The organism is Paracoccus alkenifer, assembly GCF_900108405.1.
Taxonomy (GTDB): Bacteria; Pseudomonadota; Alphaproteobacteria; order Rhodobacterales; family Rhodobacteraceae; genus Paracoccus; species Paracoccus alkenifer.
This window is the reverse complement of the sequence record NZ_FNXG01000001.1, coordinates 470,314-496,025: the sequence shown is the minus strand read 5'-3', so window position 1 is coordinate 496,025 and position 25,712 is coordinate 470,314. Positions and strand designations below refer to the sequence as shown.

The following is a 25,712-nucleotide window of genomic DNA, read 5'->3' as shown; positions in this document are numbered from 1 at the left end:
CATGGGGCTGATCCCCCGCATCCTGCTGACGTGGCGCGCGCCCGGCCGCACGGTGCGGGGGGTGGCCCTGATGTCCGAACCGGCGCTGCTGGCGCTGCTGATCGGGACGATGACGCTGTATTTCGTCGCGCAATGGCCGGCGCATGCGCGGGCGGCGGCGCTGGACCCTTCGGTGCCGCTGCAAGCGCGGCTGGGCGGCGCGCTGCTGGCCACGATGTTCTTGATGCCGCTGGTGGTGATGACGGTGGCATGGGTCGTGCAGGTTCTTGCATCGCTGTTCGGTATCGCGATCGAGGGGCGGCATTCCCGGCTGGCGCTGATCTGGGCCCTTGCGGCGGCGGCTCCGGCGATGTTGCTGCAAGGGCTGGTGCAGGGATTTGTCGGGCCGGGTCCGGCGGTGACCACGGTCAGCATCCTGGCCGGCGGGGCCTTTACGGTGTTCTGGATCGCCGGGCTGCGGGAACTTTCTGCCCCTTTGCGGGCGACATAAGGCAGGCGGCATGATCGAGTTGATAAGGCTGACGATCCGCAACCCGATCACCGGGTGGCCGGTGCTGGCCGGCCGCGGCTGGTCGCTGGCCGATCGCTGGGCGCTGGTGTTTGCCACGGCCGCGGGCTCGGCCATCGTGTCGTGGCTGGGGGCGGTGCTGCTGTCCACTGCCGGCGACGACGGCGGGATCTTGTCGTTGCTGGCGATCTCGCCCATGTCGATGGCGGGGGTGCAGGTCGGCTCGGCCGCGCTGGGCGCGTTCCTGCTGGCCGAGGTCGGGCGCGTCTTTGGCGGCAAGGGGCGCTTTCCCGACGCGCTGCTTGCGGTCGGCTGGATCGAGGCGATCATGGTCGCCTGTCAGGTCGTGCAGCTGCTGGCCACGCTGATCCTGCCGCCGCTGGGGGCGCTGGTCGGCATCGGCTCGCTGCTGCTGGCCGCCTATCTGATGGTCGGCCTGACCATGGCCGTTCATGGTTTTCGCAACCCGCTGCTGGTGGTGGTGGGGATTCTGGGCACGGTGATGCTGGCCAGTTTCCTGCTGTCGGTCCTTGCCGCCACCCTCGGCGTTCTTCCCGGAGGTCCGGCATGAGCTTCGACATCGACAAGGTCCGCGCGGATTTCCCGATCCTGTCCACGCAGGTGAACGGACGGCCGCTGGTCTATCTGGACAGCGGCGCCAGCGCGCAAAAGCCGCAGGTGGTGATCGACGCGATCTCGCGCGTCTATGCGGGGGAATACGCCAATGTTCACAGGGGGTTGCACTATCTGTCCAACCTCGCCACCGACCGGTATGAGGCTGTGCGCGGCATCATCGCCCGCTTTCTGGGCGCGCGCGACGAAAACGAGGTGGTGTTCACCAGCGGCGCGACCGAGGGGCTGAACCTGGTCAGCTATGCCTGGGCGGCGCCGCGGCTGCAACCGGGCGATGAAATCCTGCTGTCGGTGCTGGAACATCACGCCAATATCGTGCCGTGGCATTTCCTGCGCGAACGTCAGGGCGTGGTGCTGCGCTGGGTCGAGCCGGAACCCGACGGCAGCCTGCCCGCCGACAAGGTGCTGGCGGCGGTGGGTCCGCGCACGCGGCTGATCGCGATCACCCATATGTCCAACGTGACCGGCACCGTGGTCGACGTCGGCGCCATCGCGCGCGGCACCGACGTGCCGGTGCTGGTCGACGGCAGCCAGGCGGCGGTGCATATGCCGGTCGACGTGCAGGCGCTGGGCTGCGATTTCTATGTGATCACAGGGCACAAGCTTTACGGTCCCTCGGGGTCCGGCGCGATCTGGGTCCGGTCCGAGCGTCAGGCCGAGATGCGCCCCTTTCTTGGTGGCGGCGACATGATCCGCGAGGTTTCGCGCGATGCGGTCAGCTATGCCGACCCGCCCCTGCGGTTCGAGGCCGGCACCCCCGGCATCGTCAACCAGATCGGGCTGGGCGTGGCGCTGGACTATCTGATGGCGCTGGGCATGGACAACATCGCCGCGCATGAGGCCGGGCTGCGCGATTATGCCAACGAACGGCTGTCTGCGCTCAACTGGCTGGATATTCAGGGAAATGCTCCGGACAAAGGCGCGATTTTCTCGATGACAATGCGGGGGGCGCACGCCCATGACATCGCCACGATCCTTGACCAGCGCGGCGTCGCGGTGCGGGCGGGGACGCATTGCGCCATGCCCTTGATGCAGCATTACGGGCTGGCGGCCTCGGCGCGGGCGAGCTTTGCGATGTATAACACAAGGTCCGAGGTCGATGCGCTGGTCGACGGGCTGAGCTTTTGCCACGAGCTTTTCGGCTGAGCTTAACCGAATCTTAGGCTGCGGCTGCTAGTGTTCCGTTGTATTGACGGGGGAACCATGCGGCTGGTCGTATTGCTTTGGGCGCTCTGCGCGACGCTGGCCGGCCCGGCATTGGCGTCGGCCGGCCCCGGCGACCAGCCGGCGGCGATCTGCGAATGGGCGGCGCTGACCGCGGCGGCCGAAACCGGGGTGCCCCCCGACATCATGGGCGCGCTGACCCTGACCGAAACCGGCCGCCGCCGCGGCGGCATCGTCCGCCCCTGGGCGTGGAGCGTGAATTCCGAAGGCGCGGGCAGCTGGTTCGACGACCCGGCCGAAGCACTGGCCTTTGCCGAGGATCGGGTCGAGGCCGGGCGGCTGAACCTCGACATCGGCTGTTTCCAGCTGAACTATCGCTGGCATGGCGCCAATTTTCCGTCGCTGATAGCGATGTTCGACCCGTTGGAAAACGCGCGTTACGCCGCGCGCTTCCTGCGCGAGTTGCAGGCCGAGCTGGGCGACTGGCGGCTGGCGGCCGGTGCGTTCCATTCGCGCACTCCGGTCCATGCGACGCGCTATCTGGCGCGGTTCGACCAACTGCGTGCCGGGCTTCGCGCCCGCGGGTTCGAAGGGCTGTTCGATGCGCCCGAAACCTATAACAGCTTTGCCATCGCCGCGCCGGTCGCGCCCGAAAAGATCGCCCGCGCGCGCGAGCGGCTGACCCTGCTGGGCGCGCCGCTGGGATCGCAGCCGACGGGGACGCCGGCATCGCTGGCTGTGGTGGCGCAGGGGCGTGGCTCTCTGCTGGGCGGCAGCCGCGGGGCGTTGTTCGGTCCCCGCAGCCGCAGTGACGAACAGCCCGAGGTTCCGCCCGAGATCCCGGACGAGCTTTGATGCGGCCGGCAGCGCGGTTCGGTCAATGCAGCGACAGCGGAAATTCGATAGAGATCCGCATGCCGGCGGCGTCGAACCTGCGGGTGAAACGACCCTCCAGATCGCCCTGGACCAGCGCCTCGATCAGCTGCGATCCGAACCCCCCCGCCGCGCCGGTCCCGGCCTGATCGGGGCAGGGCTTGGCCCCGCTCTCGAACCAGTCCAGCGCCAGCCAGCGCTGCCTGCCGCGTGCTTCAATGTGCCAGCGGATGGTCGGGCTGCCGGTTTCCGTGCCGTGTTTCATCTTGTTGGTTGCCAGCTCATAGACGATCAGCCCGATCGCCTGTGCCTCGCGCCCGTCAAGCCGCACCTCGGGCCCGCTCAGCGACCCGTTGCCGGCGCCACCCTGGACCAGCTCTCCGATCTCGGCGCAGAGCAGCCCGTGCAGATCCGCTGAATCCCGGCGCCCGCGCGTCACCGCATCCTGCGCCTTGGCCATAGCCGACAGCCGTGCGCCGAACATCTTTTCAAAGCTTGCCAGATCGCCCGAGGCTCGCGCTGTCTGCCGGCAAATCGCCTGGATCCGGGCCAGATGGTTCTTGATGCGATGCTGCATCTCGCGCAGCAGCAGGGCGCGTTCCTGCGCCTGTTGTGCGGATTGGCGGGCGCTGCGTTCGGTCGCGGCCAGCGCGCGGAAAAGCGTCAGCATCGCCGCGATCACCGCAAGCACCAGCAGGGACGACAGCGCCCCGACCATCAGGCTGGCGCGGCGATCGTCTGAGTCCAGAAACCCCGGCTTTGGGGTCAGGGTCACTTGCCAGCTTCGTCCGGCGACCTCGAATTCGCGCTGGACGCTGTAGCGGGCAAGCCACGCGGGAATCCGGGCCGTCCGGTTGTCGAACAGCGGCCGGTCGGGGGCCCGTTTGTCGATGGTGCGCAACATGACCGGCGGGTCGGGATAGGTTTCCAGCGCTGCGTGATGCAGGTCGCCGCCACGAAACGCCGCATAGACGACCCCGCCATGGCCGTCTGGATGATGCCGCGAAGGCCCCTCGCGGGTCGGGATATAGATCAGGAAACCGGCCTGTTTTTCGGGGGTGATTTCCTGCACCAGCTCGACCGGAGCTGATGCCTGTGGTTCATCGGTGGCAAGGGCCGCCATGATCGCCCGTCTGCGGGTCGAATCGGAAAAAATATCATAGCCGATCGCGACGCTGTTGCGCGCGTTCATCGGCTCGAGCAGCGCGATCAAGCCGGTCCGGTCCCGGGATTGCGCGGCGCCGGCGGTTTCGGAGGCCGGGGATAATTTCGCGTAGCCCAGCCCCTGGATGCCGCGATAGTCGCGTTGCAGGGCAAGCCCGTCGACAAAGCGCTGGAATTCGACCTCGGACACCGGCCGTTCACTGGCGTCGAAATGGCTGCGGGTGGCCCGCAGCAGGGCGATATGCTGGATCATGCGCTGGTGGATGCGATTGGCGACGGAATCAGCCAGTCTCTCGAACCGCATTGCGGTCGCGCGGTTTTCCAGCCGGATCGTGGCAGTCGTCATTCCGATGCCAAGAGCTAGGGTGAACACCACGGCCACGAGCATCAGCGCGGTCTTGCGGGCAGATGTCATGTTGGGCCGGGAGCCAGAGTTGCACAGCGTGGGTAACGGCAGCGCGTAGAACTCTACCGTGCCGGGAATGAGGTTCCTAAGCTGTGGATCCCGCAGTGTCCAGCAAACTGACCGGCCATCATCCCTGCGGTTGCGACGGCAGCCGGCCTATACGACCGGGCCAGGAACCGCCTGCTCCGTGCGTGGCGGGTGTGCGGTCAGGTGACCGCCGACGCTTGCCGCCAGCTCCGAAAGCGAAAACGGCTTTGCAACAAAGATGGCGTTCGGGATCGCGCGGCTGCCAGAGCCGAGATCCGTTTCCATATAGCCCGACATGAAGATCACCGGCGTATGCTCGCGTTTGCGCAGGGCCTCGCGGACCCAGCTTGGCCCGTCCATTCCCGGCATCACGACATCCGTCACGAACAGATCCACGGCAAGCGCCGCATCGTCCAGTATCTCCAGCGCACGCTCGCCGCTTTCTGCCTCGATCACCTCATAGCCGTGCAGCCGCAGGGCGCGGCTGGCAAAGGCGCGGACGGGGGCCTCATCCTCGACCAGAAGAATGGTTCGCCGATCCTCACCGGGCAGTTCGTCGGCCAAGGGTGGCGGCCCCGGGGCAGCGACTGCTGTCTGGCGAGGGTTCTGGGCGGGGAAATAAAGGGTGAATTTCGTGCCTTCGCCCAGAATGCTGCGGCAGAAGATATAGCCGCCGGTCTGCTTGACGATGCCGTAGGCGGTCGAAAGCCCCAGCCCCGTGCCTTCGCCCTGCTTTTTGGTGGTAAAGAACGGGTCGAAGATCTTGTCGAGAATTTCAGGAGAAATGCCAGAGCCTTGGTCGGACACTGTGATGCGGACGTATTCTCCTTTGGGGATATTGACCCGGTTGAGGGTCAGCCCCGACTCGAGATGCACGTTTTCGGTGCTGATGGTGATCTCGCCCCCGTCTGCCATGGCGTCGCGCCCGTTGACCACGAGGTTCATCAAGACCTGCTCAAGCTGCCTTGCATCGGCCCGAATCGGGCGCAGCTCTGGGTCATGCGTGACCGTCACCACCGTCTTTTCGCCGACAAGGCGGTTGAGCAGATGGCTGAGATCCGACAGCGAATCGCGCAGGTCGATGATTTCCGGCGTCAGCGTCTGCTTGCGCGAAAAGGCCAGCAACTGCCTGACCAGGGCCGCCGCCCGGTTCGCGTTCTCAGAGATCTGGTGCAGGTCGGCATAGTCGGGGTCGGCATTGTCCCGCTGCACCATCAACAGGTCGCAATGCCCGCTGATGGCAGTAAGCAGGTTATTGAAATCATGCGCTATTCCACCGGCTAGCTGGCCGATCGCCTGCATCTTCTGGCTTTGTGTGAACTGCGCTTCCAGGGATTTCAGCGCGCTGACATCGGTCAGCACGGCGACCATCCGCTGCGCATCTGCGGTCGAGACCAGGCTTATCTGAAGATCGCGCTCGACTTCGCCCCGCGTCTGGAGCACCTCGGCGCGGCCATTGTCGCGGCCTTCGTGAACCTCGGCGATCCAGTCCTCGAGCGGTCGGCCCAGGCCATCGACGAGATTGCCCAGATGGCTGCCCGGCCGGACCGGGCCCAGCAACGCCTCGGCCGCAGGGTTGGCCTCGATCATGCGGCCGCTGGGTTCGAATTCCAGAATCGCGATCGGCAGGTCTCGATAACCGTGACCCGTTTCCGGGATCGAGACGGCGGGTGCGGGCGGTTCCGGGGCAGGGGCGGGCATCTCGATCCGCCATAGCTGCAAGGTGGTTCCCGGTATCCGCTGGGCGATCAGCCGGGCGCCGTCTTGTAATGGCAGATTGCAGGGGCGGCCGTCGCCGATGCGCCGCAACAGCGCCTGCGCGGCGGTGGCCGGGCTGGCGCGATGGCGGGATAAAAGCGCGGCCGCATCGCGCCCGGCCATGTCCAGAAACTGCTCGGCCTGCGGGGATTGTGCGCGAATGGCGCCCTGCGCATCGACGATCCAGGCGCAACCGGCCTGCTCGGCGATGACGGGCCGGACCCTCCGCAGTTGCCGCCTGATGCGGATATGCTGCACAACCTGCTGCGCCACCATCAGCCCGGCCAGCAGATACCAGGCCACGGCCACCCCGCCGCCAATCACCAGCGCCCGGGCCGAAACTGCATTAGGTTGCAGGGCCAGCCACAGCGCGCCCAATGCCATCGGCAGCATCAGGACCGGCACGGCCGCAAGGCCGCGCGACAGCAGCAGTGCGTTATCCTTCATCCCTGCCTCGTCATCGATTCGGGGCCAGCATAGCCCATCGGAAGTTAAGCGGGGATTAACGGACGAGCGCCGCAAGGAAAAAACCGTCGCTCGCGGTTAACGGTGTCATGGAAAGGCTGGTTTTCAAACGAAAATCGGGATGAGCGGTCAGAAAGCCGCAAACCTGGGCTTCATTTTCCGACCGCAGCAACGAGCAGGTCATATAGGCCAGCGTTCCGCCAGGGCGGACATGGTTGGCGGCTTGCGCAAGAATCTCGGCCTGGGTGCGTTCGAGCGCGGCCAATGCCTCTGGGGTCAGGCGCCATTTCGCATCAGCCGTGCGCCTCCAGGTTCCCGAGCCAGAGCAGGGAACATCCGCAACCACCAGATCGTAAAGGCCTTTTGGCCCCAAAGCCCCGGCTTGCTCGATTGCCGCACCCGCTCGTTCCGCCCGGCGGGGCAGGTCGCGCATCCGCGCCGGCGCAATGTCCCATGCGGTGACCCGCGCGCCGCGGGCGGCCAGCGCCAGCGCCTTGCCCCCTCCGCCGGCGCAGAGATCGAGCGCCCGGTCCCCCGGCGCGATTTCCAACGCCGCGCACGCCATCTGCGCAGAGAGGTCCTGCAACTCGACCAGCCCGTCGCGCCAAGCGGCAGAGGCTTGCAGGCGCCGCTCGCCAGAGGTCACGCAAAGAGCTGTATCGCAACGAGAATCCGGGATTGCCTGAACTCCGTCCGCGGCAAGGATCGATTGTGCGTCCGCGGTCGTCGCGCGGGCAAGGTTGGTGCGCAGCCAGACCGGCGCCCGGCCGCGCAGGGCCGACGCGACGGCGTCGAAGTCGGGGCCCAGATCCTGTTGCAGCCGCAGAGAAATCCAGTCTGGAAGATCGCTGGCCTCTGCCCCGGACGGGGGACGGCCGGCCTTGAGTTCCTGTGCCGTCAGCGGCGCGGGACCGTGCCGGCTTCCGTCAAGGATCGTTGCGGGGTCGGTTCCGGCCTCGCGCAAGGCGCCCAGAATCAGCGCGCGGCCGCTGTCGCCGCCGCCCAATGCCGCGTGGCTGCGTCGGCGGCGCAGGGTTTGATAGACAAGATCGCGCACCGCAGCCCGATCCCCCGAGCCGGCAAAGCGGCTGGCGCGGGCCCAGCGGGTCAGTTGAGCCTCGGCCGGCGCGCCCGCGTTGATGGCGTCGAGAATCTGGATGGCTGCGGCTGCGCGCGCGGAAGGTGTCATGGTTTCCGAGGGTTTGCGGACATGAGGCGCAGGATGACGCCGCAAGCCCGCCGCCGCAAGCGGATCAACGGTTTGTTAACGAATCTCGACTATGCAGATTCGGAAAGCCCGTTGCAAAGGCTGGCGTCGCAGTAGAAAAAGGAATAGAACACTTACAGAACATGCAATCGTTGCCGGCTGCCGTTGTGCCGGGCCTTGCTGCGCAATAAGGTGAAAAAAATGTCTGGGGCGAGCATTCTGAAAATGGACGACAAACGCAGTGCGGATCGGCAAAAGGCGCTGGACAGCGCGCTGGCGCAGATCGAACGGCAATTCGGCAAGGGCTCGATCATGAAGCTCGGTGCCGACAACCCGGTGGCCGAGATCGAGGCGACCTCGACCGGCTCGCTAGGGCTGGACATCGCGCTGGGCATCGGCGGGCTGCCCAAGGGCCGCATCATCGAGATCTTCGGGCCGGAAAGCTCGGGCAAGACGACGCTGACGCTGCATGTTGTAGCCGAAGAACAGAAAAAGGGCGGCGTCTGCGCCTTTGTCGACGCCGAGCACGCGCTTGACCCGCAATATGCCCGCAAGCTGGGCGTGAATCTGGACGAGTTGCTGATTTCCCAGCCCGACACCGGCGAACAGGCGCTGGAAATCGTCGATACGCTGGTGCGTTCGGGCGCGGTCAGCCTGGTGGTGGTCGATTCGGTCGCGGCGCTGACGCCGAAATCGGAAATCGAAGGCGACATGGGCGACATGCAGATGGGCAGCCAGGCCCGGCTGATGAGCCAGGCGATGCGCAAGCTGACGGCCAGCATCGGCCGGTCGAACTGCATGGTGATCTTCATCAACCAGATCCGGATGAAGATCGGGGTGATGTTCGGCAACCCCGAGACCACGACCGGCGGCAACGCGTTGAAATTCTATGCGTCTGTCCGCCTCGACATCCGGCGCACCGGTGCGGTCAAGGATCGCGACGAGGTGGTTGGCAACGCCACCCGCGTCAAGGTGGTCAAGAACAAGGTCGCCCCGCCGTTCAAGCAGGTCGAATTCGACATCATGTATGGCGAAGGCATCTCGAAGGTCGGTGAATTGATCGACCTCGGGGTCAAGGCCGGGGTCGTGGAAAAATCGGGCGCCTGGTATTCCTATGGAGATGAGCGCATCGGTCAGGGTCGTGAAAATGCCAAACAATTCCTGCGCGACCGCCCCGAGGTTGCCCATGCGATCGAGGATCGGATCCGGGCCAGCCACGGTCTGGATTTCGCCTCGGGGCCGGATGAGGACGGCGCGCTGACGGAAGACTGAGCCACCCTGGACCCGCATGGCGCCGTCGGCAGGAAACGGAACAGTCCTGCCGACGGCCGTCATTCTGGACAGAAGGGACGGGCGCGGCTATCTCTGCACGGCAGCATTTCCCGCAGGAACTCTCCATGGCCAGCCTGAACGACATCCGCTCGACCTTTCTCGATTTCTTTGTCCGGAACGGCCATCGGCAGGTGGACAGCTCGCCGCTGGTGCCGCGCAACGACCCGACCCTGATGTTCGCCAACTCGGGGATGGTGCAGTTCAAGAACCTGTTCACCGGGCTGGAACACCGCGACTACACCCGCGCCACCACTGCACAGAAATGTGTGCGCGCGGGCGGCAAGCACAATGACCTGGATAATGTCGGCTATACCGCGCGCCACCATACCTTCTTTGAAATGCTGGGAAATTTCAGCTTCGGCGACTATTTCAAAGAGCAGGCGATCCCCTATGCGTGGGAGCTGCTGACGCGCGAATTCGGGATCGAGGCGGACAAGCTGCTGGTCACCGTCTATCACACCGATGACGAGGCCGCGAATATCTGGAAGAAAGTCGCCGGCCTGCCGGATGAGCGGATCATCCGCATCGCCACAAGCGACAATTTCTGGCAGATGGGTCCGACCGGTCCTTGCGGTCCCTGCACCGAGATCTTCTATGATCACGGCCCGGGGGTCTGGGGCGGACCGCCCGGCAGCCCGGACGAGGATGGCGACCGCTTTATCGAGATCTGGAACCTCGTTTTCATGCAGTTCGAGCAATTCGAGGACGGCTCGATGAAGCCGCTGCCGAATCCCTCGATCGACACCGGCATGGGGCTGGAACGGATCGGCGCGTTGCTTCAGGGTAAGCATGACAACTACGACACGGATCTGATGCGTTCGCTGATCGAGGCGTCGGCCCATGCGACGAGTTCTGATCCCGATGGGCCCGGTAAGGTCCATCACCGCGTCATTGCCGATCATTTGCGCTCGACCAGCTTTCTGATCGCGGACGGGGTAATGCCGTCGAACGAAGGGCGAGGGTATGTTCTGCGCCGCATCATGCGCCGCGCCATGCGCCACGCGCATATGCTGGGTGCGCAGGATCCGCTGATGCACCGGCTGGTTCCGGCGCTGGTCCGCCAGATGGGCGCGGCCTATCCCGAACTGACGCAGGCCCAGCCGCTGATCGAAGAAACGCTGCGTGGCGAGGAAACCCGTTTCCGCCAGACGCTCGACCGCGGCCTGCGGCTGCTTTCGGACGAGCTGGCGCGGCTGCCCGAAGGTGCCGATCTTCCGGGTGAGACGGCCTTCAAACTCTATGACACCTATGGTTTTCCGCTCGATCTGACGCAGGACGCGCTGCGCGAACAGGGTCGTGCGGTCGAGGTCGCGGGTTTCGACGCCGCCATGGCCGAGCAAAAGACCAAGGCGAGGGCGGCCTGGACCGGCTCGGGTGAGACGCGCGACGCTGCGATCTGGTTCGACCTGGCGGAACGCCACGGTGCCACGGAATTCCTTGGCTATGATACGGAACAGGCCGAAGGCGCGATCCTGGCGCTGGTGATCGACGGGGCCGAGGCCGATTCGGCGGCCGAAGGCGACAAGGTGCAGATCGTGCTGAATCAGTCCCCCTTCTATGCGGAAAGCGGCGGGCAGGTCGGCGATACCGGGCTGATCAAGACCGAAACCGGCGCCGCGCGGGTTACCGATACGCGTAAATCCGGCGATCTTTTCATCCACGTTGCCGAAGTGACCATGGGGCGGCTTGAGCGCGGTCAGGGCGCTGCGCTTGCCGTGGACAGCGACCGTCGCGGCGCGATTCGCGCGAATCACTCGGCCACCCATCTTCTGAATGAGGCGTTGCGCAATGCGCTTGGCGATCACGTCGTCCAGAAGGGCAGCCTGAACGCCGCTGACCGGCTGCGCTTTGATTTCAGCCATGGCCGGGCGGTCACCCCCGAGGAACTCGCCGCGGTGGAATCCGAGGTCAACGGGATCATCCGCCAGAATACCCCTGTCGAAACCCGGGTGATGACCCCTGACGACGCCCGGGGAATGGGCGCGCAGGCGTTGTTTGGCGAAAAATATGGCGATGAGGTGCGGGTGGTCTCGATGGGACGCCATCCGGATTCGGGCAAGGGGACGAACCGGGACACCTATTCGATCGAACTGTGCGGCGGGACACATGTCAAGCGAACCGGCGACATCGGCGCGTTCGTTTTGCTTGGCGACAGCGCCTCGGCGGCAGGGGTGCGGCGGGTCGAGGCGCTGACCGGCGAACCGGCGTTGGCGCATCTGCGCGCGGCAGAGCGGCAACTGTCTGAAATTGCCGGGCTTCTCAAGGCGCAGGCCGGCGACGTGGTGGCCCGGGTCAAGGCGCTGAGTGACGACCGCAAATCCATGCAGAACGAGATCGCCCAGCTCAGGCGGCAGCTGGCGATGGGAGGCGGCGCCGAGGTTGCGCCCAAGGAAATCAACGGCGTCCAGTTGATCGCACGCCGCATCGACGGGGTTTCGGGCAAAGAACTGGGCGCGCTCGCCGACCAGATGCGCGCAGGGCTGACGAATGGCGCCGTGGTGGTGATGACCGAGGACAACGGCAAGGCCACGGTCGCAGCGTCGGTGGCCCCGGAACTGGCCCAGCGGATCACTGCGGTGACACTGGTTCAGGCCGCGGTAGCTGCGCTTGGCGGCAAGGGCGGTGGTGGTCGTCCGGACCGGGCGCAGGGTGGCGCGCCCTCGCTTGCCGCGCTGGATGCGGCAGTCGAAGCCGTCGAAAAAATCATCTCGGCCGCGAACTGAGGCGCGGCCCCCCGCTTTTTGTCGGGGCACCGACTGTCCCGCCGTGGATGGGCGGCTTTTGATGTGAATTCATGTTCACGGGATGCCGATGTCCTGCAAAAATAGGGTGAAATCTTAATACATGCCGGGTTAGAGTTTCCTTGAACGGCAAAAAGGGACGGGAAATGTGTCGCTGGGCGGCCTATCTGGGCAAGCCGATCTATCTGGAAGACATCGTCAGCCGACCGGGGCATTCTCTGATCCGGCAAAGTCACGGTGCGACGCGCTGCGCCACCTCGGTCAATGCGGATGGTTTTGGTATCGCCTGGTACGGCGACCGGGATGAGCCGGGACTATACCGCGACGTGATGCCCGCCTGGTCGGATCCGAATCTGCGCAGCCTGACTGCCACGGTGAAATCGCATCTGTTCATGGCTCATGTGCGGGCTTCGACGGGCACCGCGACCAGCCGCAACAATTGCCATCCCTTTGCGGTCGGCAAATGGAGCTTCATGCACAACGGGCAGTTCGGCGGGTATGATTCCTGGCGCCGTTCCGCCGAGTTGCTGATTCCGGACGATGCATACCGGCATCGCAAAGGGGCGACCGACAGCGAGGCGTTGTTTCTTTGTGCGCTGGGCGAGGGATTGCAGCAGGATCCATGCGGCGCACTGGCGCGCGCCACCGCCCGGTTCGAGGCCCTGGCCCGCCGGCGGGGAACAGCGCCCCATGTCCGGCTGACCTGCGCCTTTTCGGATGGGGTGCGGCTTTATGCAGTGCGTTATGCGTCGGACGATCAGGCGCCGACGCTTTACCATCGCTGGTCTGCGACGCGCGGAGGGCGGGCGGTGGTGTCCGAGCCCCTTGAAAGCGACGAGCTTGACTGGTTCGAGGTGCCGCCCGGGACGTTCTGCACGTTCGAGGGCGAATCGGTGACAATCGCGCCCTTTGTTGTGCAGTCAGACCGCCTGGCTGCCTGAGGTGCCCGGGCCGATCGTTCCGCGCCGGCCTCCGGTCTGCGCGCGGTCGAGCAGCAGATGGTCGAGGATGACGCAGGCCGCCATCGCCTCGGCCACCGGCACGGCGCGGATTCCGACACAGGGGTCATGCCGCCCCTTGGTCACCAGTTCCATTTCCTGACCGGCGGCGTTGATCGTGCGGCGCGGGGTCAGAATCGAGCTGGTCGGTTTGACAGCGAACCGGACGGCGATGTCCTGCCCGGTCGAGATCCCCCCCAGAATGCCCCCGGCGTGGTTCGACAGGAACAGCGGCCCTTTTGGGCCGAGGCGGATTTCGTCTGCATTCTCAGTGCCGTGCAGCCGCGCGGCCTCCATCCCTTCGCCGATCTCGACGCCCTTGACCGCGTTGATCGACATCATCGCGGCGGCCAGGTCGGTGTCGAGCTTGGCATAAACGGGCGCGCCCAGCCCGGGGGGGCAACCCCGGATCAGCAGCTCGACCGCGGCGCCGACGCTGTCCTGATTTTTGCGAATTTGTGAAAGATAGGCGGTCCATTCGCCCACTGCCGCGGCATCCGGCAGGAAAAAATCATTTTTCAGGATCTCGGCGACGTCGAAACGGCTGCGGTCGATGGCAAGATCGCCCATCCGCACCATATAGCCGGTAATCGACAGCGTGGGGGCCAGCTCGCGCAGAGCCGCGCGGGCCACCGCGCCGGCCGCCACGCGGGCGGCAGTCTCTCTTGCGCTGGAACGTCCGCCGCCGCGATAGTCGCGGATACCGTATTTCAGGTGATAGGTGATGTCGGCGTGGCCGGGTCGGAACGCTTGCGCAATGTCGCCATAGTCACGGGAACGCTGGTCGGTGTTCTCGATCATCAGCTGGATCGGGGTGCCGGTCGTCCGGCCCTCGAACACGCCGGAAAGGATGCGCACCTGATCCGGCTCTTGCCGCTGGGTGGTCATGCGTGACTGACCGGGCCGTCGACGGTCCAGAAACGGCTGAATCTCGGCTTCGTCCAATGGAACGCCGGGGGGGCAGCCGTCCACCGTCACCCCCAGCGCCGGCCCGTGGCTTTCCCCCCAGGTCGTAAAAGTGAATACCCGGCCGAAGCTATTGAAACTCATTGGCTATTCCACTTGCTTCGCTGATCGGCGGCGCGTGACTGCCGCGCTGACCAAAGGTTCAGCCTTGCAGGGTTCGCACCCTGATCTCGCCTTCTTCCCGCGACCGGATCGCCGCAACGGCGGCAATAGACCCCGCCGCGGTGGTAAAATAGGGGATCCGGTCATAAAGCGCCACCGAGCGGATGTCGCGCGAATCAGAGATCGCCTGCGCGCCCTCGGTGGTGTTCAGCACCATGGCGATATCGCCGTTCTTCAGGCGGTCGACGATATTCGGGCGCCCCTCATACACTTTGTTGACCAATTCCGCCTCGACCCCGGCATCGCGCAGAAACTGGGCGGTGCCCTGCGTGGCGACCACGGTAAAGCCCATCGCAACCAGATCGCTTGCGGCGGCGGCCATGTCGGGCGTCTTGTCGGTATCCTTGATCGAGACGAAAACGCGGCCCGATTCGGGCAGATGCGTGCCGGCCCCCATCTGCGCCTTGAGAAAAGCGCGCGCAAAGTTGCGGTCCCAGCCCATCACCTCGCCGGTAGAGCGCATTTCCGGGCCGAGCAGGGTATCGACCCCCGGGAAACGGGCAAAGGGCAGAACGGCCTCCTTGACCGAAAACCACGGCGTCACCGGATCGGCTAGCGTCAGCGGGTCGGCAAAGGGCAGCGGATCGTCGGGGCCGAGTTCAGCGGGGTAGGGCGCGCGGGTGGGGAAAGCCGACAGCGGCTCGCCCGCCATCAGCCGCGCCGCGATCGAGGCAATGGCGCTGTCAGTGGCCTTGGCGACAAAGGGCACGGTGCGCGAGGCGCGCGGGTTCACCTCAAGCACGTAGATATCGCCGTTCTTGATTGCGAACTGCACGTTCATCAGGCCAACGACGTTCAGTGCCCGTGCCATTTTTTCGGTCTGGGTTTTCAGCTCGTCCAGGGTCGCGGCGCTCAGCGTATGGGGGGGCAGCGAACAGGCGCTATCCCCTGAATGGACGCCGGCTTCCTCGATATGTTCCATGATTCCAGCGACATGGACCGAATTTCCGTCCGACAGCGCATCCACGTCAACCTCGATCGCGCCCGACAGATAGCTGTCCAGAAGCACCGGGTTCTTGCCGGAAACCTGCACCGCAGTGGTGATGTAGCGGTTCAGGTGGTCCATGTCGCGCACGATCTCCATCGCGCGGCCGCCAAGCACGTAAGAGGGGCGGATGACCAGCGGAAAACCGACCCGCGCCGCGATTTCACGCGCCTGTTCGGGGCTGGAGGCGATGCCGTTGACCGGTTGTTTCAGCCCCAGATCCTGTAGTAGTTTCTGAAAACGCTCGCGGTCCTCGGCCAGGTCGATGGCGTCGGGCGAGGTGCCGAGGATCGGAATTCCCTCGGCCTCAAGCGCATTGGCCAGTTTCAGCGGGGTTTGCCCGCCGAACTGCACGATCACCCCGTGCAACGTGCCGTTTTCCTGCTCGACCCGCAGAATTTCCAGCACATGTTCCAGGGTCAGCGGTTCGAAATACAGCCGGTCCGAGGTGTCGTAGTCGGTCGACACGGTTTCGGGGTTGCAGTTCACCATGATGGTTTCATAGCCAACGTCGGTCAGCGCGAAACAGGCGTGGCAGCAGCAGTAATCGAACTCGATTCCCTGGCCGATACGGTTTGGGCCTCCTCCGAGAATCACCACTTTCTTGCGGTCCGTGGGCCGCGCCTCATCCTCGACCTCGCCCATCGCCGGGGCCTCGTAGGTCGAATACATATAGGGGGTCTGCGCCTCGAATTCGGCGGCGCAAGTGTCGATGCGCTTGAACACCGGCAGCACACCGGCTGCGCGGCGGGCGCGACGGACCTCGGTTTCGCTGCGATTCGTCAGGGCCGCAAGCCGCGCATCGCTGAAGCCCATCATCTTGACCCGACGCAAGCCGGCAACGTCATCGGGCAGGCCCGAGGCACGAATTTCGGCCTCAGCCTCGACGATTTCGCGGATGCGGGCAAGGAACCATGGGTCGAAACTGGTCGTGCGCTGAATTTCGTCGTCAGACAGCCCGGCACGCATGGCTTGGGCGACAACCCGCAGCCGGTCGGGGGTCTGGCGCGACAACGCCTTGATATAGGCAGGTTTTCCCTGCTCGGCGGCGCCTTCGATCTCGATTTCGTCCAGCCCGGTCAGCCCGCTTTCCATCGACGACAACGCTTTTTGCAGCGATTCGTGGAAGCTGCGTCCGATCGCCATCACCTCGCCGACCGATTTCATCGCGGTGGTCAGATCCGGCTTCGATCCGGGGAATTTCTCGAATGCGAAACGTGGGATCTTGGTCACCACATAGTCGATCGACGGCTCGAAACTGGCCGGGGTTACCCGGGTGATGTCGTTGTCCAGCTCGTCCAGCGTATAGCCGACGGCGAGTTTCGCGGCGATCTTGGCGATCGGGAACCCCGTCGCCTTGGAAGCAAGCGCCGACGAGCGGCTGACCCGCGGGTTCATTTCGATCACGACCAGGCGGCCGGTCGCGGGGTCCACCGCGAATTGCACGTTCGAGCCGCCAGTCTCGACCCCGATTTCGCGCAGAACCGCGATCGAGGCGCTGCGCATCCGCTGGTATTCGCGGTCGCTCAGCGTGAGCGCCGGGGCGACGGTGATCGAATCGCCGGTGTGCACCCCCATCGGGTCGATGTTTTCGATCGAGCAGATGATGATCGCATTGTCCGCCTTGTCGCGGACGACCTCCATCTCGAACTCTTTCCAGCCCAGCAGGCTTTCGTCGATCAGCACCTGCGCCATGGGGCTGGCGTCGAGGCCCGAGCGGACGATGGCGCGATAATCGTCGCGGTTATAGGCGATACCGCCGCCGGTTCCGCCCAGGGTAAAGGCTGGGCGGATGATGGCCGGCAGGCCTATTTCATCCAACGATTCCATTGCTATGGCGACGCCGGCATTAAGGTCGAACTTGCCCTCGGGGGTCTTTGGCGCGGTGACAATCGTGGCGCGCGGATTTTCCAGGCCGATCCGTTCCATCGCTTGCCGGAACAGGGCGCGATCCTCGGCTTTTTCGATGGCGGCGCGTTGCGCGCCGATCATCTCGACGCCGTATTTTTCCAGCACGCCCATATCGTCCAGCGCCAGCGCGGTGTTCAGTGCGGTCTGGCCGCCCATGGTCGGAAGCAACGCGTCGGGGCGCTCGGCCGCGATGATTTTTTCGACGACTTCCGGGGTGATCGGCTCGATATAGGTTGCGTCGGCCAGACCCGGATCGGTCATGATCGTTGCGGGGTTCGAGTTCACCAGGATGACCCGATACCCTTCTTCGCGCAGCGCCTTGCAGGCCTGAGCGCCCGAATAGTCGAACTCGCAGGCCTGTCCGATGACGATGGGTCCGGCGCCGATTATGAGGATCGAGGAAATATCGGTTCTCTTCGGCATGGGGTCCCCTGGCGATCACGGCTTCTAAATCGACCGGGGTTATAGTGCCCGACAACGGTTCTGCAAGGGCAGGCGCGCGCTCTGCGGCGGACAACGGTGCGTAAAATTGTTGTATCCGAGGCGAATGCCGCGCGTTATCGCGTTCGTTGCACCAGTTATCTTACACTCACAGCGGGTTAGGCTGGCCGCTGGCCGCTTGCCCTTAACTGCGCATGACATGCCGTCAGGAATGGTGCTTGCGACGATTCTGTTCCCGGTGGGCGCGTGTCATCGCGCCTCACGCAGGGCAGTGACCTGGGTTTCCAGCGCGCTTGCCCCACCATGCAATGACAGCCGCGCACCTTCGCGGGTCAGTTCGGCGCCGGTCACGCGGGTGAAGGCCGCGACCGCGCCAGAGGACAGAATCTCGTCGCCGCGATAGCTTATCAACTGGAAACTGTAGATGCCGTCGGGCAGCAACCCGTTGTCGGTTCGTCCGGCCCAGTCGACCTCGCCGCTGCCCAGCCCGATATTTTCGCGCAGCAATTCGCGGCCCCTTGTGTCCAGCGTCACCAGTTCGACCCGATCAGCGCCCGGGTCCGGCCGGATATCAAGGGTGATCGGGGTGCCGTCGAATGCGACGGGTGCAGTGGTCCTGATCTCTTTTCCGATCCAGTCGGCCAATGCTGCCAGACCGCCGGCCTGAGTGCCCGCCAGCTGTTCCAGAATCTGGTTCGTCCGGACCTGCTGCTCGACGCCGGAAAACGTCGCAAGCTGCACTGCAAAGTCAGAGCCTTCCATCGGGTTGAGCGGATCTTGATGCTTGATCTGGGTGGTCAGCATCTTGAGAAAGGTCTGGAAATCGCCGCCGGCAAAACTGGCGGCCTGGGAGCTTGTGCTGCCAGGCTGCGTGGCTGCTTGCGGGTTCGGGGCGGTGGTCGCGGGGATGGAACTGGTCATGAAGCTTTCCTAGAAGCGAATATCAAGCCGGGTCAGGGTCACTGCCCTGGCGGGCGGTTGGGTTTCGAGTTCGGGCGCGTGCTGATCCTGCGCCTCGGACCTGTCCCGGGCAGCGGGCGGCAGGGCGCTTTCACGCTGATTTCCCGAGCCGTCCTGCCGCAAATCCTCAAGCTGCGCGTCAGGCATTCCGTTTTCGCGCAGATCCCGCAGCAGCTGGTCGCTGTGGCGCCGAATCAGTTCAAGCGTCTCGGGGCGCTCGACGAACACTGCAATCCGTCCCGGATTGCCGTCCTCGCCAAGCAGCACGGTCACCCGGCCGAGTTCGACGGGGTCGAGCATGATTTCGACCTGCCCGGATCGGGTGCGCACGATCGCATCGGCAATCTGCCGATGCGGTTCGGGCAAGGCTGCGGCTCTGGTGGCGACCAGCTGATCCGGCGTTGCTGCGACGTCGCGGGCCGCAGGCGCGGTGGCCGCAAACCCGACCACCGGGTCCAGGACGGATTGCGAATCCAGCGTAGCCGTCGAGGTTGGCATCTCGGCTTCGGGCCAGGTCATGCTCGTATTTCGCTGCAAGTTGCGGTGTTGAACGACCTCGCCGGTCGGTTGGAGGGGCGGCTGTTCGGGCGGTTTTGCAGCCGGTATGGAGCCATTGCGAATCGACTCGCGCATATCAGCGCGCAGCATCTTTGCAGGAATGTCGGACGACAGTTCTGGATCGTCATCGGCGGCCGGGGCGGCCGGATCGTTATCGAAAGCTGGGTCGATCACCGTCGGCTGTGGCGCCAGTGCCGGATAGGCCACGGACGCGTCAACATGACCGCTCAGTGATTCGGACGGCGGGGGCTGAGGCAGAACCGCGCAAAAGACGTCGCAAGCCTCATCCTCAGTCAGGATATCATGCAACGCGGGCCCTGTTTCGGCGTCGTCGGGTTGGGATGGGGGGGGCACGCCGGGACGTCGTTCCCCATGCCCCGAATCGGAACGAATCGGATTGTCCCGCGCGGAACCTTCCCCGCCGCCAGGCTGATCGGGCGCAGGCTTGTCTGCCTGTTCGCGCGAGTCGGCAGCCGCCATCAATCGCCCGAATTCGGCACCGCCTTGTTTCCGGGTTGGGTCCGCCATCGCCGCCCCCGGTATGGGTGGCGTGGTCAGGGCAGGAATATTCAGCGCCGTCATGGTCCGACCTTTTAGAATCACCTCGTCGTTTTACGCCCTTTTCGTTACCAAATATTTACCGGCGTCCGATATCAAACAAAACACGGCAATTTAATCGGAGGCGCTTTGTGAAGATCAACATGTCCATGTCCCCGCCGCCCCGACCATCGGGAAACGCCAGTGTCGGCGACCGGCTAGAGGGCGCATTTCTAAGCGAAATGCTGAAAATCGCCATGCCGGAACCAGGCAAGGGGCCGTTTCACGGCGGCATCGGCGAATCGCAGTTTTCATCATTCCTGATCGAGCAACATGCAACGGCGATCGCGTCGCGCATTGATCTGAAGCTCGATTCGCGGCTGGAGGCACCCAATGGCTGACCTGATCCGACTGCTGGATGACGCCTGCAATGCAATGATTGCCGGGGATTCGCAGGGTTGCGAATCATTTCTCGAGCGATTCCGCGCGAGGGTCGAGCACGAATCACTGGACGCCGCCGCGCGTGCCGAATGCGGTCGCCGGCTTGAGCGGCTCAGGGGATTGGCCGGTGCAGCGGCCGAGGGGCTGGATGCGTCGCGGGACTGGCTGCGTGAATTATCCGCCGTGCTGGGCGGGCTGGATGTCTATGATCGCTCGGGCCGGCAAAGGGTCGTCACCGACCTGCCCGCTCGCGCGGAAAGGTTTTGATAAAATGCTTTGGATTCCGGCTTTGGTGTCCGACGGGAAATTTACTATTCCTTAGGTGTCACCGGCATAAAAGGTGATTGCGTCAAGACGACGCCGGATAATTCCGCGGGTCAGAAGGCCGAAACCAATGAAACCCGGGTGGGATAATTCATCCGGAATAACGGAGGATATAATGTCCAGCATTCTGACCAACAACAGCGCGATGGTCGCGCTGCAGACCCTTCGCGGCATCAACAGCAACCTGGCCAAGATTCAGGACGAGATCTCGACCGGTAAATCGGTTGCGAGCGCCAAGGATAACGCCGCCGTCTGGGCAATCACCAAGACGATGGAAACCGACGTGGCGGGTTTCAAAGCCATCGGCGACAGCCTCGCCCTGGGGCAGTCCACCGTTGGCGTGGCTCGTGCCGCATCGGAAAGCGTGACTGACCTGCTGAAAGAGATCAAGCAACTGATCGTCTCGGCGCAGGAAGAAAACGTCGACCGGGCCAAGATCCAGACGGATATCACCGAACGGGCCGCCCAAATCGGCTCGATCATCAGCGCCGCGCAGTTCAACGGCCTGAATCTGGTCGATGGCAGCCAGACTGCCGACGTTTCGGTTCTCGCCTCGCTTGACCGTGCGGCGGATGGCTCGGTGACGGCCGCAAGCATTGCGGTTGCCCCGCAGGATCTCGATGCGATCCACACCGCGGTGGCGGCCTATGATGTCGAGGGCGATCACGAGGCTGCCCTGGCCGATATCGAAACGCAGTTGCAGGCGGCAATCACCGCCTCGGCCAACTTCGGTTCGGTGGCGAAGCGCATCGATATCCAGTCGGACTTCGTCAAGAAGCTGTCGGATGCGATGACCTCGGGCATCGGTGCGCTGGTGGATGCCGATATGGAGGAAGCCTCGGCGCGCCTGCAGGCGCTTCAGGTCCAGCAGCAGCTGGCGACGCAGTCGCTGTCGATCGCCAACCAGGCGCCGCAGACCCTGCTGTCGCTGTTCCGCGGCTGATGAACTGCTCCGGGGCCCTTCGGGGCCCCGGAGCACCTGGACGCCGCCCTGTTTCGGGCATTGAAAGGAACGGTTTTGAACATACAGGTTTCAACCGGTTATGCGGCTGCTGCTCATGCTGATACAGACCCCAGGCGGGCAGAGGCTCTTGTGCTTTCGCGCTTGGCGGCCGGCATGATCCGCGCTTCTGAACTCGGCAAGTCGGGCTTTGCCGCGCTGGCGAGCGCCGTGCATGAAAACCGGCGTTTCTGGCGCATTGTTGCGATGGATCTGACCGATGATGGCAATGAATTGCCACAAGCGTTGCGGGTTCAGCTGTTGTCGCTGGCGCAGTTCGTGGAACAGGAAACCGCGCGGGTGCTGGGCGGCGGCAACGATGCCCAGACGCTGATCGAACTCAACCGCACGGTTGCACGCGGGCTTTTTGAACAGCCGGGTTGATGCACTGTCAACGCCTTTACGCCCACGACCGGCGCTGGCGGTCCCATTGATACTGGCGGCATCATGCGGCCGAAACGGAGCATATCATGAGCGGACTCATCCTGAAACTCGCGCCCAATGAGCGCGTGCTGATCAACGGCGCCGTTATCGAGAACGGGGACCGGCGCTGCAAGATTTCGATCAAGACCCCGAATGCCAATATCCTGCGGCTCAAGGATGCGATTCATCCGACCGATATCTCCACGCCGGTAGCGCGGGTCTGTTACGATGCGCAATTGGTCCTGTCGGGCGACGCCGATGATTCCCAAGGCCGGCGCAATCTGCTGCGCGGGATCGAACAATTGTCGCAGGTGTTTGACGATAGGGACAGCCGGCAGGCACTGGATGGCGCGACAGCCGATGTGATCGACGGCAATATCTATCGCGCGCTGCGCCAACTGCGCAGTCTTTTGCCGCGGGAGGCGCGATTGCTCGCGCATTTGTCATGAGCTTTCAGCCGATCGTGGGGCAGGGCGGTTATTCGGGCTGGCGGTTGCTGCAACGCACTGGCGAATTGCAGCGATCCCTGGTCGCGAAAGAGCAGTCGGTTGCCCGCGACGTTGCCTATGTCCGCGAGCGGTTGGGCAGCACGGAAACTGCCGAGGCGCTTGTTGCCGATTATCGTCTGCGACATACCGCATTGAGCGCTTTCGGTCTTGAAGATGACGTGAACAACCGATTCTTTATTCGCAAAGTGCTTGAATCGGATCTGAGCGACCCCAAGAGTCTTGCCAATCGGCTGGGGGATAAGCGCTACCTCGCGCTGGCCGAGGCATTCGGCTATGGATCCGGATCGGGACCGAGCAGGGATCTGGCGGATGAAATTGCCGAGCGCCATGTATCGGCCGAGCTGGAAAGACGTGTGGGCACGATCGACGGCAATTTGCGCCTGGCCATGAATGCGCAGAGGGAACTCGCCAAGATTGGCGAATCGGCTGCTTCGGATAATGTCCGCTGGTATAATATCATCGGCTCGGCACCGCTGCGGAAAGTGATCGAGGGCGCGCTGGGGCTGACCTCGGATTTCATCAAGTTTCCGGTAGAAAAACAGGTCGAACAATTAAAGCAGCGCACCGCCGCGATGTTTGGCTCCGCCTCGCCTTCGGCCTTTGGTGATCCGAAAAATCTGGAAAAACTCATTCAGAAATTTCTGATCCGCGCGGAAATGATCAGCCCGGTGCAATCATCTTACAGCGCCGCGTTGCTGTTGCTGTCGAACAGCGCCAACCGACCGGCCTTGGGTTAGCCGGTTCTTCGTTATGGAGGGTAATGGATTTTTGACCCTGGCGGAATACCCAGGCAGATCGAATTGCGGGACGCGCCGCCAACCCTTGTTATCACAAGGGTCTGACCGGCAGCAGGGTTGATTATCGCACCGCCAATGCGTCAGCGCGCGGGCCATGTTTCCTTGGCCGCCGGGTCAGGCCAGAAATGCGCCGATTGCCGCGCCGATGGCGATCAATATCGTGGTGATGAGCCAGCCCGGGTTGCGGCGCTCGACGACGACCGGGGCCGGCTGTGGGCGTGACAGGCGATCCAGCTGTCGGTCCACGACCTCGGGCAGCAGGGGGCCGTGCCGACCAAGCGCCTCGATCACCCGCAGGCCGTCGCGCAGCAGCGCTCGCGGGCCAAGATTGCTGCGGATGTAGGTCTCGACCACCGGCCGTGCGGTTGCCCAGATGTTGATCTGGGGGTCCAGCGTGCGGGTTACGCCCTCGACCACCACCATGGTGCGCTGTAGCAGGATCAGTTCGGTCCGCGTGGCCATGCCGAAACGCTCGGTCACCTCGAACAGATATGCCAGCAGGTTGGCCATCGAGATGCGGCTGGCATCGGCGTCAAAGATCGGCTCGCCCACCGCCCGCAACGCGCGGGCGAATTGTGCGATATTGCGGTCCGAGGGCACATAGCCCGCCTCGAAATGCACCCTCGCGACGCGGTGATAATCGCGCTGGATGAAACCATACAGGATCTCGGCATAGACCCGGCGGGTGTATTCGTCGATCTCGCCCATGATCCCGAAATCAAAGGCGATGATGTCGCCGTTCGCCGCCACCCGCAGGTTTCCCTGGTGCATGTCAGCGTGGAAAAATCCGTCGCGCAGCGCGTGGGACAGGAACAGTTGCAGCAGCCGCGCGGCGATGCGGCTGGTGTCGTGCCCCGCCGCCCGGATCGCGGCGACATCGGCCATCGGGATGCCCTCGGCCCAGTCGCTGGTCAGCACCCGGCGCCCGCTCAGATCCCAATGCGGGCGGGGAACGGCAAGTTCTTCGTCCCCACGCGTGTTCTCGGCGAATTCCGAGGCCGAGGCCGCCTCGAGCCGCAGGTCCAGCTCGCCCAGCACCACCGATTCGAAATGCCCCACCACATCCAGCGGCCGCAGCCGTCGCGAGGCCGGCGACAGGAACTCGATCAGCGAGGCCGCCAGGTGGAAAGCGTCAAGATCGCGGCGGAAATCGGCCAGGATGTCGGGCCGCAGCACCTTGACCGCCACCTCGGCCCCGGTATCCGCCCGCCGCGCCCGATGCACCTGCGCGATCGAGGCCGCCGCAACCGGCGGGGAAAACTCGGAAAACAGCGTGGACACCGGCGCGCCCAAGTCCTGTTCGATCTGCGCGCGGGCGATCTCGTCCGGAAAGGGCGGCAGCCGGTCCTGCAACATCCGCAGATGCCCGGCCATTTCCACCCCCACCACGTCCGCCCGGGTTGAAAGGATCTGGCCGAACTTGATATAGGCCGGCCCCAGCGCGGTCAGCGCGCGGGTGATCGGCGGCAGGTCGGGGTCGCCCGGGTAGCCCAGCCAGGCAAAGGGCCAGCCCAGCAGCCGCGCCGCCGCCCGCACCCGCGCGGGTGCGTTCATCGCGTCAAGCGCGGCCCCCATTGCGCCGGTGCGCTGGAATGTCGCGCCGGTGCGGATCAGCCGCCAGATGTTGTGAGGCCCCCGCATTCAGAGCTTCCAGCCCGAATGCAGCGCCGCGATTCCCATGGACAGGTTGCGATACTGCACCCGCTCGAACCCGGCATCGCGGATCATCGCGGCGAAGGTTTCCTGATCGGGAAAGCGGCGGATCGATTCGACCAGATACTGGTAGCTGTCGCGGTCCTGCGCCACCAGCTGCCCCAGCGGCGGGATCACGTTGAAGGAATAGCGGTCATAGGCCCATTGCAGCGCCGGCACCGGGATCTGCGAAAATTCCAGCACCATCAGCCGGCCGCCGGGTTTCAGCACGCGATGCGCCTCGGACAACGCATCGGGAATGCGGGTGACGTTGCGGATGCCAAAGCTGATCGTGTAGCGGTCAAAGCTTGCATCGGCAAAGGGCAGGGCCATCGCGTCGCCCGTCACCCAGGCCAGCCTGTCGGCCAGCCGCCCGGCCTCGGCGCGTTTGCGCCCCTCGACCAGCATCGATTCGGTCATGTCGCAGACGGTGACGCGCGCGCCCGGTGCGCGGCCCAGAAAGCGGAATGCGATGTCGCCGGTCCCGCCCGCCACGTCCAGCAGGTGCTGGCCCGACTGCGGCACCAGCCAGTCCATCATCGCGTTTTTCCAGACGCGGTGGATGCCGACGCTCATCAGGTCGTTCATCACGTCGTATTTCGAGGCGACGCGGGAAAACACCCCGTGCACCAGCGCGGGTTTTTCGTCCTCGGCGACCTGCCGAAAGCCGAAATGGGTTTGATTACGCGCCTTGTCGTTCATAGGTCAGCCATCCAGTCGCCGGTCCGGG

The 25,712-nt window shown here is 64.5% G+C and carries 22 protein-coding genes; 13 read left to right on the top strand and 9 right to left on the bottom strand.

Features of this window, described 5'->3' with window-relative positions; genetic code table 11:
- Position 1: 1 nt before the first annotated feature.
- Genes BLW83_RS02360 through BLW83_RS02345 form a run of 4 tightly spaced genes read left to right on the top strand, consistent with a single transcriptional unit; the run spans position 2 to position 3,160 of the window.
- Positions 2-490 carry a hypothetical protein gene (locus tag BLW83_RS02360; protein ID WP_090845154.1) on the top strand — a complete coding sequence of 163 codons (489 nt, stop codon included), beginning with the start codon at positions 2-4 and terminating at the stop codon, positions 488-490.
- Positions 491-500: 10 nt separating this feature from the next.
- A complete protein-coding gene (locus BLW83_RS02355) occupies positions 501-1,079 on the top strand; it encodes a Yip1 family protein (RefSeq protein ID WP_090845152.1) in 579 nt (192 codons plus the stop codon).
- Complete coding sequence (locus tag BLW83_RS02350; protein ID WP_090845149.1) at positions 1,076-2,287, top strand: cysteine desulfurase; 1,212 nt, start codon at positions 1,076-1,078, stop codon at positions 2,285-2,287. The genes BLW83_RS02355 and BLW83_RS02350 overlap by 4 nt, the downstream gene beginning before the upstream one ends.
- Positions 2,288-2,344: 57 nt before the next feature.
- Positions 2,345-3,160 (top strand): lysozyme family protein, encoded by an 816-nt coding sequence (locus tag BLW83_RS02345; RefSeq protein ID WP_177172461.1) that lies wholly within the window; start codon positions 2,345-2,347, stop codon positions 3,158-3,160.
- Positions 3,161-3,182: 22 nt separating this feature from the next.
- On the opposite strand, the gene BLW83_RS02340 is transcribed toward BLW83_RS02345, so the two are convergent.
- The 3 genes from BLW83_RS02340 to BLW83_RS02330 all read right to left on the bottom strand — a co-directional run bounded on the left by BLW83_RS02340 (position 3,183) and on the right by BLW83_RS02330 (position 8,187).
- Positions 3,183-4,757, bottom strand: coding sequence for a CHASE domain-containing protein (locus tag BLW83_RS02340; protein ID WP_090845147.1), 1,575 nt, complete (start codon positions 4,755-4,757; stop codon positions 3,183-3,185).
- A gap of 147 nt (positions 4,758-4,904) precedes the next feature.
- On the bottom strand, positions 4,905-6,980 hold the full coding sequence (locus BLW83_RS02335) for a hybrid sensor histidine kinase/response regulator (protein WP_090845145.1): 2,076 nt from the start codon (positions 6,978-6,980) through the stop codon (positions 4,905-4,907).
- A 55-nt stretch (positions 6,981-7,035) separates the two neighbouring features.
- Positions 7,036-8,187, bottom strand: coding sequence for an RsmB/NOP family class I SAM-dependent RNA methyltransferase (locus tag BLW83_RS02330; protein ID WP_090845143.1), 1,152 nt, complete (start codon positions 8,185-8,187; stop codon positions 7,036-7,038).
- 219 nt (positions 8,188-8,406) lie between these two features.
- Between BLW83_RS02330 and recA the strand changes: the two genes are divergently transcribed.
- From recA to BLW83_RS02315, 3 genes are all read left to right on the top strand, one after another.
- Positions 8,407-9,477, top strand: a complete 1,071-nt coding sequence (recA, locus tag BLW83_RS02325) for a recombinase RecA (protein ID WP_090845881.1) — start codon at positions 8,407-8,409, stop codon at positions 9,475-9,477.
- A gap of 125 nt (positions 9,478-9,602) precedes the next feature.
- Positions 9,603-12,260 carry an alanine--tRNA ligase gene (gene alaS, locus BLW83_RS02320; protein WP_090845141.1) on the top strand — a complete coding sequence of 886 codons (2,658 nt, stop codon included), beginning with the start codon at positions 9,603-9,605 and terminating at the stop codon, positions 12,258-12,260.
- A 164-nt stretch (positions 12,261-12,424) separates the two neighbouring features.
- A complete protein-coding gene (locus BLW83_RS02315) occupies positions 12,425-13,219 on the top strand; it encodes a class II glutamine amidotransferase (protein ID WP_090845879.1) in 795 nt (264 codons plus the stop codon).
- Here BLW83_RS02315 and aroC read toward each other — a convergent pair.
- From aroC to BLW83_RS02295, 4 genes are all read right to left on the bottom strand, one after another.
- Positions 13,199-14,326 (bottom strand): chorismate synthase, encoded by a 1,128-nt coding sequence (gene aroC, locus BLW83_RS02310; RefSeq protein ID WP_090845139.1) that lies wholly within the window; start codon positions 14,324-14,326, stop codon positions 13,199-13,201. The genes BLW83_RS02315 and aroC overlap by 21 nt on opposite strands.
- A gap of 58 nt (positions 14,327-14,384) precedes the next feature.
- On the bottom strand, positions 14,385-17,723 hold the full coding sequence (gene carB / locus BLW83_RS02305; RefSeq protein WP_090845137.1) for a carbamoyl-phosphate synthase large subunit: 3,339 nt from the start codon (positions 17,721-17,723) through the stop codon (positions 14,385-14,387).
- 267 nt (positions 17,724-17,990) lie between these two features.
- On the bottom strand, positions 17,991-18,662 hold the full coding sequence (locus BLW83_RS02300; protein ID WP_090845135.1) for a flagellar hook capping FlgD N-terminal domain-containing protein: 672 nt from the start codon (positions 18,660-18,662) through the stop codon (positions 17,991-17,993).
- A 9-nt stretch (positions 18,663-18,671) separates the two neighbouring features.
- On the bottom strand, positions 18,672-19,841 hold the full coding sequence (locus BLW83_RS02295) for a flagellar hook-length control protein FliK (RefSeq protein WP_090845133.1): 1,170 nt from the start codon (positions 19,839-19,841) through the stop codon (positions 18,672-18,674).
- A gap of 197 nt (positions 19,842-20,038) precedes the next feature.
- Here BLW83_RS02295 and BLW83_RS02290 point away from each other — a divergent pair, with 197 nt between their 5' ends.
- From BLW83_RS02290 to BLW83_RS02265, 6 genes are all read left to right on the top strand, one after another.
- On the top strand, positions 20,039-20,197 hold the full coding sequence (locus BLW83_RS02290) for a hypothetical protein (RefSeq protein ID WP_245728586.1): 159 nt from the start codon (positions 20,039-20,041) through the stop codon (positions 20,195-20,197).
- Positions 20,190-20,504, top strand: a complete 315-nt coding sequence (locus BLW83_RS02285; protein ID WP_090845131.1) for a hypothetical protein — start codon at positions 20,190-20,192, stop codon at positions 20,502-20,504. The genes BLW83_RS02290 and BLW83_RS02285 overlap by 8 nt, the downstream gene beginning before the upstream one ends.
- A gap of 172 nt (positions 20,505-20,676) precedes the next feature.
- Positions 20,677-21,504 carry a flagellin N-terminal helical domain-containing protein gene (locus BLW83_RS02280; protein ID WP_090845129.1) on the top strand — a complete coding sequence of 276 codons (828 nt, stop codon included), beginning with the start codon at positions 20,677-20,679 and terminating at the stop codon, positions 21,502-21,504.
- Positions 21,505-21,579: 75 nt separating this feature from the next.
- A complete protein-coding gene (flaF, locus tag BLW83_RS02275; RefSeq protein ID WP_177172460.1) occupies positions 21,580-21,945 on the top strand; it encodes a flagellar biosynthesis regulator FlaF in 366 nt (121 codons plus the stop codon).
- Positions 21,946-22,031: 86 nt separating this feature from the next.
- Positions 22,032-22,433 carry a flagellar biosynthesis repressor FlbT gene (gene flbT / locus BLW83_RS02270; protein ID WP_090845125.1) on the top strand — a complete coding sequence of 134 codons (402 nt, stop codon included), beginning with the start codon at positions 22,032-22,034 and terminating at the stop codon, positions 22,431-22,433.
- Complete coding sequence (locus tag BLW83_RS02265; RefSeq protein ID WP_090845123.1) at positions 22,430-23,230, top strand: DUF1217 domain-containing protein; 801 nt, start codon at positions 22,430-22,432, stop codon at positions 23,228-23,230. Before flbT ends, BLW83_RS02265 begins: the two co-directional genes overlap by 4 nt.
- Before the next feature lie 174 nt (positions 23,231-23,404).
- On the opposite strand, the gene ubiB is transcribed toward BLW83_RS02265, so the two are convergent.
- Both ubiB and ubiE read right to left on the bottom strand, forming a co-directional pair.
- Positions 23,405-24,931, bottom strand: a complete 1,527-nt coding sequence (gene ubiB, locus BLW83_RS02260; protein ID WP_090845121.1) for a 2-polyprenylphenol 6-hydroxylase — start codon at positions 24,929-24,931, stop codon at positions 23,405-23,407.
- Entirely contained in the window at positions 24,932-25,684 is a 753-nt protein-coding gene (ubiE, locus tag BLW83_RS02255; protein ID WP_090845119.1) for a bifunctional demethylmenaquinone methyltransferase/2-methoxy-6-polyprenyl-1,4-benzoquinol methylase UbiE, read from the bottom strand.
- Positions 25,685-25,712 lie beyond the last annotated feature (28 nt).

Coding starts and splice junctions, on each gene's coding strand:
- BLW83_RS02360 (WP_090845154.1), top strand. CDS start 2: ATGGGGCTGATCCCCCGCATCCTGCTGACGTGGCGCGCGCCCGGCCGC.
- BLW83_RS02355 (WP_090845152.1), top strand. CDS start 501: ATGATCGAGTTGATAAGGCTGACGATCCGCAACCCGATCACCGGGTGG.
- BLW83_RS02350 (WP_090845149.1), top strand. CDS start 1,076: ATGAGCTTCGACATCGACAAGGTCCGCGCGGATTTCCCGATCCTGTCC.
- BLW83_RS02345 (WP_177172461.1), top strand. CDS start 2,345: ATGCGGCTGGTCGTATTGCTTTGGGCGCTCTGCGCGACGCTGGCCGGC.
- BLW83_RS02340 (WP_090845147.1), bottom strand. CDS start 4,757: ATGACATCTGCCCGCAAGACCGCGCTGATGCTCGTGGCCGTGGTGTTC.
- BLW83_RS02335 (WP_090845145.1), bottom strand. CDS start 6,980: ATGAAGGATAACGCACTGCTGCTGTCGCGCGGCCTTGCGGCCGTGCCG.
- BLW83_RS02330 (WP_090845143.1), bottom strand. CDS start 8,187: ATGACACCTTCCGCGCGCGCAGCCGCAGCCATCCAGATTCTCGACGCC.
- recA (WP_090845881.1), top strand. CDS start 8,407: ATGTCTGGGGCGAGCATTCTGAAAATGGACGACAAACGCAGTGCGGAT.
- alaS (WP_090845141.1), top strand. CDS start 9,603: ATGGCCAGCCTGAACGACATCCGCTCGACCTTTCTCGATTTCTTTGTC.
- BLW83_RS02315 (WP_090845879.1), top strand. CDS start 12,425: ATGTGTCGCTGGGCGGCCTATCTGGGCAAGCCGATCTATCTGGAAGAC.
- aroC (WP_090845139.1), bottom strand. CDS start 14,326: ATGAGTTTCAATAGCTTCGGCCGGGTATTCACTTTTACGACCTGGGGG.
- carB (WP_090845137.1), bottom strand. CDS start 17,723: ATGCCGAAGAGAACCGATATTTCCTCGATCCTCATAATCGGCGCCGGA.
- BLW83_RS02300 (WP_090845135.1), bottom strand. CDS start 18,662: ATGACCAGTTCCATCCCCGCGACCACCGCCCCGAACCCGCAAGCAGCC.
- BLW83_RS02295 (WP_090845133.1), bottom strand. CDS start 19,841: ATGACGGCGCTGAATATTCCTGCCCTGACCACGCCACCCATACCGGGG.
- BLW83_RS02290 (WP_245728586.1), top strand. CDS start 20,039: ATGCTGAAAATCGCCATGCCGGAACCAGGCAAGGGGCCGTTTCACGGC.
- BLW83_RS02285 (WP_090845131.1), top strand. CDS start 20,190: ATGGCTGACCTGATCCGACTGCTGGATGACGCCTGCAATGCAATGATT.
- BLW83_RS02280 (WP_090845129.1), top strand. CDS start 20,677: ATGTCCAGCATTCTGACCAACAACAGCGCGATGGTCGCGCTGCAGACC.
- flbT (WP_090845125.1), top strand. CDS start 22,032: ATGAGCGGACTCATCCTGAAACTCGCGCCCAATGAGCGCGTGCTGATC.
- BLW83_RS02265 (WP_090845123.1), top strand. CDS start 22,430: ATGAGCTTTCAGCCGATCGTGGGGCAGGGCGGTTATTCGGGCTGGCGG.
- ubiB (WP_090845121.1), bottom strand. CDS start 24,931: ATGCGGGGGCCTCACAACATCTGGCGGCTGATCCGCACCGGCGCGACA.
- ubiE (WP_090845119.1), bottom strand. CDS start 25,684: ATGAACGACAAGGCGCGTAATCAAACCCATTTCGGCTTTCGGCAGGTC.